We start from the raw sequence: 1,576 nt of genomic DNA on the forward strand, positions 1-1,576 counted from the left end.
GGCGGCCGCGCCCCCGGCCGCCGCCACGCCACCGGCCGCCGCGGCGGTCCCGGCGCCGGGGGCGAAGCCGTTCGGCTTGACCGGGCCGGCGAACCCGTCGTCGGAGAACAGGCTGCGGGTGATCGCGGTGCGCGGGTTGAGCGAGCGCAGGCTGCGCAGGTCGTTGAGCGGCTGCTGGATCTGGTCGAACTCCGGGCCCAGCTCCTTCTTCAGGTGGTCCTGGGCGCCGGTGGCGAACTCCTTGACCTTGCGCACGGCGCGGCCCAGCCACGCCGCCGCCTCGGGCAGCCGCTCCGGGCCGAGGATGAAGAGCCCCGCCACGACCAGGACGAGGATCTCCGGCATGCCGATGTTCTCGAACACAGCGCCAGCGTACGGGTACTAGCGCTGCCCGAGCGTGACGGTCACGGTGAGCGGTCGTCCCTGGCGGACGAGACCGACCGGGACCTGCTCGCCGGGGGCGTGTTCGCGGACGGCGACGACCAGCTCGTCGGCACTGGCGATGGGGCGCCCGGCGACGTCGACGACGACGTCGCCGTCGGCGATCCCGGCCGCGGCCGCCGGTCCCCCGGCGACGACGTTCTGCACCTGGGCGCCGTCGGTGGCGCCGTCGGTGACCGAGCGGGCGTTGACACCGAGGTCGGCGTGCGCCACGCGGCCGGTGCGGATGAGCTCCTCGGCGATGGCGCGGGCGTCGTCGATCGGGATGGCGAAGCCCAGGCCGATCGAGCCGCCCTGTGCCCCGGACTCGGCGCTGCCCGCGCTGCGGATCGCGGTGTTGATGCCGACGACGGCGCCGGTCGCGTCCACCAGTGGGCCGCCGGAGTTGCCGGGGTTGATCGCGGCGTCGGTCTGCACGGCGTCGATCACCGCGTCGCCCGCACTTCCCTCGGGGTCGAGCCGCACCGGGCGGTCGACGGCCGACACGATCCCCGTCGTCACCGTGCCCGCCAGGCCGAACGGCGACCCGATCGCGATCACCGCGTCACCGACGGCGAGCTCGCCGGAGCGGCCGATCGCGGCGACCGTCGGGTTCGCGACGGGCACCTTGACCACCGCGAGGTCGGTCATCGGGTCCGCACCGACCACGGTGGCCGGGACGCGGGAGCCGTCGGAGAACAGGGCCTCGATGGTTCCCTGGCCGGGTCCGGTCGCCGGCGCGACGACGTGGTCGTTGGTGAGCACGTAGCCAGCGGGGTCGATCACGACGCCGGAGCCGTTGCCCGCCTGGTTGCCGACGGTCACCTCCAGCGAGACGACCGCGGGCAGCACCCGCGAGGCGACCTCCGACACCGAGCCGGGCGGCCGTTCCCGGGCGGGCTCGGTCGCGCTCAGCACGGCTCCGGGGCTGGTCAGTGCGCTCGCAGCGGCGGCGGTCCAGTGCCCGACCAGGCCGCCCGCCGCACCGACGACGAGGGCGAGTACGCCGAGCAGCGCCAGCGCGCGCGGCTGCACCCGCTTGCCGAACAGGACCTCGCGGACGCTGAGCCGGGGGCCGTCGGGCCGGGGACCCTCACCGGGCGCGTCGCCGTCGCCGGGCGGTGGCGCGGCGACGACCGGCGTGCCCGGGTCGCGC

Annotated in this window: 2 protein-coding genes; both read right to left on the reverse strand. The window is 76.0% G+C overall.

Annotated features, from left to right (window positions below; translation table 11 throughout):
* On the reverse strand, positions 1 to 363 hold a 363-nt coding region (gene tatB, locus GTW08_RS03880), incomplete at its 3' end, for a Sec-independent protein translocase protein TatB (RefSeq protein WP_161151428.1).
* Positions 364 to 381: 18 nt separating this feature from the next.
* Positions 382 to 1,576, reverse strand: a 1,195-nt coding sequence (locus tag GTW08_RS03885; RefSeq protein WP_202416359.1) for a S1C family serine protease, incomplete at its 5' end; no start/stop codon positions are given.

The sequence above is a fragment of the Pseudonocardia sp. SID8383 genome (assembly GCF_009864975.1).
GTDB classification, from domain to species: domain Bacteria; phylum Actinomycetota; class Actinomycetes; order Mycobacteriales; family Pseudonocardiaceae; genus Pseudonocardia; species Pseudonocardia alni.